The sequence below is a fragment of the Pseudonocardia sp. ICBG601 genome, assembly GCF_020496245.1.
Map to the genome: position 1 here is coordinate 1 of NZ_JAHLJA010000255.1, position 5646 is coordinate 5646.

Sequence of the window (5646 nt, forward strand, 5' to 3'; positions counted from 1 at the left end):
GTGCTCGCGGTGGTGGTCGTAGTCGCGCTGCTGCTCACGGCGTTCGAGTCCAAGGCGCTCGGCCGAGCCTACGAGATCGTGCGGGAGGACGAGGAGCTCGCGCGATCCCTCGGCGTTCGACACCGACGGGCGCGGCACCTCGCCTTCGTCGTCTCCGGCATGGTCGGGACGCTCGGCGGCGCCCTCAACGTCATGGTCCTGGGCGTGGTCAGCCCCACCGACAGCGGCTTCCCGGTGATCGTGCTCGGGCTCACGATGGCCATCGTCGGCGGGTTCCGCTTCCTGGCGCGGGGCGTTCATCGGAGCCGCGCTCATCCAGTCGCTGCCGATCGTGCTGCAGTCGCTCGGGCTCGACTGGTCTCCGACTGGGGCCCGCCATCTACGGGGCCCTCATCGTGGTCATCGCGGTCTACGCGTCGCGCGGCATCCTCGGCCTGCTGCAGGACGTCGGGCGCAGGCTGCGCGAACGGCGCAGCCACCGCCGGTCACCCGACGGAGCCGGCGCCCGAACCCGTCCGGGAGCCGGGACGACGATGATGGCGGCGGTGGAGCGGCGATGAGCGACGACGACATCCTGCTGCGACCGACGGTCTCGTGGTCGCCTACGGTGGGCGTGCGCGCCGTCGACGGTGTCTCGCTCTCGGTTCCCCGGGGCAGCCTGTGCGGGCTGATCGGCCCGAACGCTCGGGCAAGAGCTCCTTCCTCGCGGCCGTGTCGAAGCTGGGCGTGGTCTCGGGCGGGCGGCTCGAGCTCGACGGCCGCGACTACACCCGCGCCCCGGCCCACGAGGTCGCCGGTCTCGGCCTCGCGCGCACCTTCCAGACGGTGCACTCGAGGACAGCCTCACGGTGCTCGAGAACGTCATGGTCGGCGCCGACAAGCGGGTGATGTCGCGCCGCTGATCGGCACGTGGCTGCGGCAGGGTCGCGCACGCCGCGACGAGCGGGCCAGCCGCGAGAAGGCCCTGGCCTGCCTCGACCGGGTGGGGATGACGGCGATGGCCGACCGCCACCCCCAGGCGCTCTCCTACGGCATGCAGCGCCGCGTCGAGATCGCCAGGTCACTGCCGACGGACCCGACGATCCTGCTGCTCGACGAGCCCGCAGCGGGCATGAGCAGGGCGGAGACCGACGAGATCGGGGAGCTGCTGGTGGCGCTCCGGTCCGAGGGACTCACCCAGCTGCTCGTCGAGCACGACCTGTCGATGATCCACACGGTCACCGACCACGTGTTCGCGCTCAACTTCGGCAAGCTGATCGCCGAGGGCGACTCGCAGACCGTGGCGAACGACCCCGCGGTCCGCAAGGCCTACATCGGCGACTCCGACATCGCGACCGTCGCTGCGAACGGCTGGGGCAAGGCCGCTCAGACTCCGGTACTGAAGGTCAATGGCCTCACCGTCCACTACGGCAAGCTCGCCGCGGTCCGCGACGTCTCCACGACGTGCCCGCGGGCGCGATCGTGGCGCTGCTCGGCGCGAACGGTGCGGGCAAGCAAGAGCTCGACGCTCAACGCGATCACGGGCAGCATCGTCGCGACCGTCGGCGGTGAGGTGGAGCTCGAGGGCCGCCGCATCACCGGCGCACCGGCCCACACGATCGCGCGCCAGAGGCATGGTCCTCGTGCCGGAGGGGCGCCAGATCATCGCCCCGCTGAGCGTCGAGGAGAACCTGGTGCTCGGCAGCTACCTGCGTCGGGCCCGCCGCTCTACCAGCGGGTCCGCGACGAGGTCTACGACATGTTCCCCGTCCTGCCACGAGCGCCGCACCGCACCCGCGGGCCTGCTCAGCGGCGGCGAGCAGCAGATGCTCGCCTTCGGCCGCGCGCTCATGACCCTGCCGACGGTGGTCGTCCTCGACGAGCCGTCGATGGGTCTCTCCCCGCGGATGGTCGGCGAGATCATGGCTGCCGTACGCGGGATCCGCGAGCGCGGCCTCTCGGTCCTGATGGTGGAGCAGAACGCTGCTGCCGCGTTGACCGTCGCCGACGACGTCTACGTCATGCGCAACGGACGGATCGTGCTGCACGGCGACCCGGCCACGATCGATCGAGACGCCGAGCTCTCTGCGGCGTTTCCTGGGTGCGGGGGGCCGCCTGAGCCCGCCGCTGACGAAGGGCGTCCGAACGCCGACCCACGATTCCGCGGGAGTGGAAGAAATGAGTGAGGTATCCGTGTCGACCGAGACCGCGACGGATCCGAAAGACCGGCGCTCGACGACGCCGCTCTCGCGAACGACCTTGCACGACTGCTCGCTGCTGATCCGTCGCTGCTCGGGTCCGCCGGTGACGTGTGGCAGCGCGCTCAGGCTCATGGAGCGTCGTACTGGACCGGATCGCGCCACTGATACTCGGATACAGTCAGGTCAGGTCACTGCTGAACGACCGGAGGCTGGGTAACAACGGCTTCTACGCCGGCACCGACGCAGAGCGGGTGCGAGGCGGATTCACCGATGAGCAGCTCGTTCTGTACTGGGACGTTGCCGACTTCGAGACGAAACAGCTCAGTCGCGCTGACGGCGAACGTCACTCGCGGGCTGCGCAGCATCGCACAGCGGGCGTTCACCCCGAGGCGGACCGCCCTGCTGGCCGAGAAGGTTCTCGATACGCCGACGGCCTTCTCGACGATCTCGCGAACGTCGGGGGACACCGTCGAAGTGTGTCCCAATTGACACATGTTCTGCCGTTGATGGTCATCGTCGACCTGCTCGGTGTTCCTCAGGCCGACCGTGGGCTGATCCGTGAATGGTCGAGCAGGCTCGGCCGATGGCGTGGCACCAACACACCCGACATACTGGCCGACACTCACTCGGCGATGACGGAGTTCCGTTCGTATGTCAGCGATCTGGTCTTCACCACGCGTCGGTCGGAACCGGAGTCGGACCTCGTCGCAGCGCTGATGGGCGCAGGCGACGGTGGCCGGCTCGACGAGGACGAGCTCGCGGCGTTCTACGTGCTGCTGCTGCTCGCCGGGCACGAGACAACGACCAACCTCCTCGGCATCGTCTGCTGGAAATGCACCGGCAGCCGGATCAGTGGCGGGCACTCTGTGCGGAGCCGTCGCTCCTCGACAACGGCATCGACGAGCTCCTGAGGTTCGTGAGCCCTGTTCAGTTCGTCGGCCGGGTCGCGCTCGAGCCGATCCTCATCGACGGTCTCGAGATCGGCAAGGGCGAGACCGTGCTGCCGATCATCGGCGGTGCGAACCTGAGACGAGAGTCTTCGAGAGTCCGGGCGAACTCGACCTCCGGCGGGGTGACGCCGGCCGGCAGATCTCGTTTGGGTTCGGACCGCACTTCTGTCTCGGCAAGCAGCTGGCCATGCTGGAGGCGAGGATCGTGTTCCACAAGCTGGCCACGCGTTTCCCGGATATGGAGGCGGACACGGAGGCGGCGCGCGTTCGGTGGCAGCCTCGGTCTCAGGTCTCTGCTGTCGTGCACGTTCGCCTGGGTACTGATCACGGCGTCGCCGGATGACCCGAGCGGTCCCGCCGAGCAGGTGCCTACCACAGCGCGTCGGTGCGGTCGATCGCTCGTCGCGGAGCTCGACGCCATCAGGGGCCTCGCCGCCGGCTGGGTCCATCGACATGGATCGTCAGCGTGGACTCCTCCAGCGTCCGGGCCCACCAGCATTCGGCTGGGTTCCGGAAAAGGGGGCGCCACCACCGACTGGATCGAAGCCCCCGTCGTCGACGGTGAGGCCTTCGGACGGTCCCGGGGCGGGCTGACCGCAAGATCCATCTCGCCGCCGACGGCCGCGGCCTCCCCGATGTCGATCATCCTCACCCCGGCCAGGCCGGGGACAACCCACACCTGCTGCCGCTGCTGGATCAGATCCGGGTCGGCCGCGACGGACCCGGCCGACCACGCCAGCGTCCCGACCGGGTGTTGGCCGACAAGGCCTACTCCCACCCCTCGACCCGGGCGGCGCTGCGCGAGCGCGGGATCGCGTTCACCAGCCCGGAGAAAAGACCAACCAGATCGCCCGCCGCGCCGCGAAAGGCTCCCGCGGCGGACGCCCGCCCACGTTCGACCCGAGCCTTTACGTCGACCGCAACGTCGTCAAGCGGTGTTTCAACCGGCTCAAGCCGTTCCGCGACCTGGCCACCGCTACGCCAATGCGCCGCCTACTACCGATCCGAGATCATCATCGCCGCGATCGTGTTATGGCTGCGCACCGGCTTACAGGACACGGCCTAGACAGGCATGTGTTTGCCGGCGCCTACAGACGTGGTCGTCGCCCGGCATACCTTTCAACGCTGGGCGCGTCTAGCGGGCCGCGTCTCCCAAAGCTCGGTCCTCACCGGGGAGGCTCTGACTGGTCCAGGTCTCGACGACGCAGCGTGGTCACGTTCGGTGGTTGACGGCAACGGGTCCTCGTGCCACGTCATGTGACACGAACGTGGGGCGATCGGCGTGGTTGCTGTTGCTGCCGTGGAAGGCTCGTCAACTGTTGTTGCTGGTGGTGCCGGTGTCCTCGTTGGCTGGTTGCCTTCCAAACTAGCGGTGCGGGTTCGATTCCCGTCGTCCGCTCCGCGTCTGACCAGGGATTATGTGGTCCCGTAGATCAACTTTGTTTGGCTCGTGACACGAGTTGGACTAGTGGTCATGTCTCCCAGTATGACTACGGTCGTCTCCATTCGGCGATGACGACCGCCCAGAGGGCACCAATATCACGCTAGGTAACCGTCGAACTGGGTTCGGCGGTGGCGGCGAAGACGAGTCCGGCTGGCTTCCGGGGACGGCATCTGCTGTCCGGCCGGACTGCCCAAGTCACCGGCGCCTGCTCGGGCATCGACCCCGCGAGCGCCGATGCCCTGGCCACCGCGGGCGTCGATGTACCGGAGCGCCGGTGGATCACGACTCTGTTGCATCACAACGCCGAGGTCGTCGTCGTGGGTGGCGCCGTCGAGCGGGAACCGAAACGTGCTGGGCTCGCTGCTCCTTGCGGTGCACGACCAGCAGGGCGACCTCGTCTACGCCGGAGACGTCGGCACGGGCTTCACCGATGCCGCACGGCGGCAGCTGCTGGAGCAGCTACGCGTGCTCAGCCGCGATGAGCCGCCGATCACCGGCCCGACCCAACTCACGCACGCGTGGCCAGGCCGCCCGCACGTCGGGGCGTCGCCGTGCACTGGGTCGAGCCGCGCCTGGTCGGCGAGATCGAGTACAGATCCTTCAGCGCGGGTGGCGGGTTTCGTCATCCGTCCTGGCGAGGCTTGCGTCCCGATCGAGAACCGGGCGAGGTGCGTCGGCCCGCGTAGGGCGCTTAGCAGCAGCGAGCCGATCAGACGCGTTCTCCGGCAAGCCGTGCATGCGCATCTTGCGGTAGAGGGTGGAGCGGGGATACCGAGCCGGTCGGCTGCGATCGACTTGTTGCCATCGCACTCGGCCAGGGCACGGATGAGCTCCTCGCGCTCCATCCGCTCGAGTGGGGTAAGACTGCGCCGGCGCCGGTGCGGCAGGTTGGTGGGAGGTGCTGGACGGCGATGTCGGTGTGAATCGAGCTCAGCGCGGCGGAGCTGAGCGCAGCTTGAGCTCGCGCACGTTGCCCGGCCAGTCCGTAGGCATGAGGGCCTGGAGGGCGGCGGGGAGAGGCGAGGGACCTGCCGGTCCGGGACGTGGCGGGCCAGGATCACGCGGGCGAGGT

The 5646-nt window shown here is 68.8% G+C and carries 8 protein-coding genes and 6 pseudogenes; 10 read left to right on the forward strand and 4 right to left on the reverse strand.

The annotated features are described in order from the left end of the window. Positions 1-12: 12 nt before the first annotated feature. The 3 genes and pseudogenes from KPL57_RS73715 to KPL57_RS73720 all read left to right on the forward strand — a co-directional run. Positions 13-216, forward strand: a pseudogene (locus tag KPL57_RS73715) (hypothetical protein); the annotation flags it as partial. Between the two features lie 179 nt (positions 217-395). Continuing rightward, positions 396-560, forward strand: a complete 165-nt coding sequence (locus KPL57_RS64480; protein WP_226359382.1) for a hypothetical protein — start codon at positions 396-398, stop codon at positions 558-560. A 437-nt stretch (positions 561-997) separates the two neighbouring features. Then, positions 998-1045, forward strand: a pseudogene (locus tag KPL57_RS73720) (hypothetical protein); the annotation flags it as partial. A 15-nt stretch (positions 1046-1060) separates the two neighbouring features. Here the strand turns inward: KPL57_RS73720 and KPL57_RS64490 are convergent. Beyond that, on the reverse strand, positions 1061-1228 hold the full coding sequence (locus KPL57_RS64490) for a hypothetical protein (protein WP_226359376.1): 168 nt from the start codon (positions 1226-1228) through the stop codon (positions 1061-1063). A 33-nt stretch (positions 1229-1261) separates the two neighbouring features. On the opposite strand from KPL57_RS64490, the pseudogene KPL57_RS73725 reads away from it, so the two are divergent. Then, positions 1262-1315 (forward strand): annotated as a pseudogene (locus KPL57_RS73725) (hypothetical protein); the annotation flags it as partial. 89 nt (positions 1316-1404) lie between these two features. On the opposite strand, the gene KPL57_RS69045 reads toward KPL57_RS73725, so the two are convergent. Next, complete coding sequence (locus KPL57_RS69045; RefSeq protein ID WP_264200117.1) at positions 1405-1530, reverse strand: hypothetical protein; 126 nt, start codon at positions 1528-1530, stop codon at positions 1405-1407. A gap of 17 nt (positions 1531-1547) precedes the next feature. Here KPL57_RS69045 and KPL57_RS64500 point away from each other — a divergent pair, with 17 nt between their 5' ends. Beyond that, a complete protein-coding gene (locus KPL57_RS64500) occupies positions 1548-2165 on the forward strand; it encodes an ABC transporter ATP-binding protein (protein ID WP_226359377.1) in 618 nt (205 codons plus the stop codon). Positions 2166-2368: 203 nt separating this feature from the next. On the opposite strand, the gene KPL57_RS64505 is transcribed toward KPL57_RS64500, so the two are convergent. Next, a complete protein-coding gene (locus KPL57_RS64505) occupies positions 2369-2647 on the reverse strand; it encodes a hypothetical protein (RefSeq protein ID WP_226359378.1) in 279 nt (92 codons plus the stop codon). Between the two features lie 39 nt (positions 2648-2686). Here KPL57_RS64505 and KPL57_RS64510 point away from each other — a divergent pair, with 39 nt between their 5' ends. The 5 genes and pseudogenes from KPL57_RS64510 to KPL57_RS73745 all read left to right on the forward strand — a co-directional run bounded on the left by KPL57_RS64510 (position 2687) and on the right by KPL57_RS73745 (position 5260). Then, the gene (locus tag KPL57_RS64510) at positions 2687-3091 is read left to right on the forward strand and encodes a cytochrome P450 (RefSeq protein ID WP_226359379.1); all 405 of its coding nucleotides are present in this window, start codon (positions 2687-2689) and stop codon (positions 3089-3091) included. Beyond that, a complete protein-coding gene (locus KPL57_RS73730) occupies positions 3033-3473 on the forward strand; it encodes a cytochrome P450 (protein WP_226359380.1) in 441 nt (146 codons plus the stop codon). The genes KPL57_RS64510 and KPL57_RS73730 overlap by 59 nt, the downstream gene beginning before the upstream one ends. Before the next feature lie 255 nt (positions 3474-3728). Then, positions 3729-4196, forward strand: a pseudogene (locus tag KPL57_RS73735) (transposase); the annotation flags it as partial. Positions 4197-4832: 636 nt separating this feature from the next. After that, positions 4833-5054: pseudogene (locus tag KPL57_RS73740) on the forward strand (hypothetical protein); the annotation flags it as partial. A gap of 38 nt (positions 5055-5092) precedes the next feature. Continuing rightward, entirely contained in the window at positions 5093-5260 is a 168-nt protein-coding gene (locus KPL57_RS73745; RefSeq protein ID WP_374203997.1) for a hypothetical protein, read from the forward strand. A gap of 90 nt (positions 5261-5350) precedes the next feature. On the opposite strand, the pseudogene KPL57_RS73750 reads toward KPL57_RS73745, so the two are convergent. Next, positions 5351-5419: pseudogene (locus KPL57_RS73750) on the reverse strand (helix-turn-helix domain-containing protein); the annotation flags it as partial. Between the last annotated feature and the right edge of the window lie 227 nt (positions 5420-5646).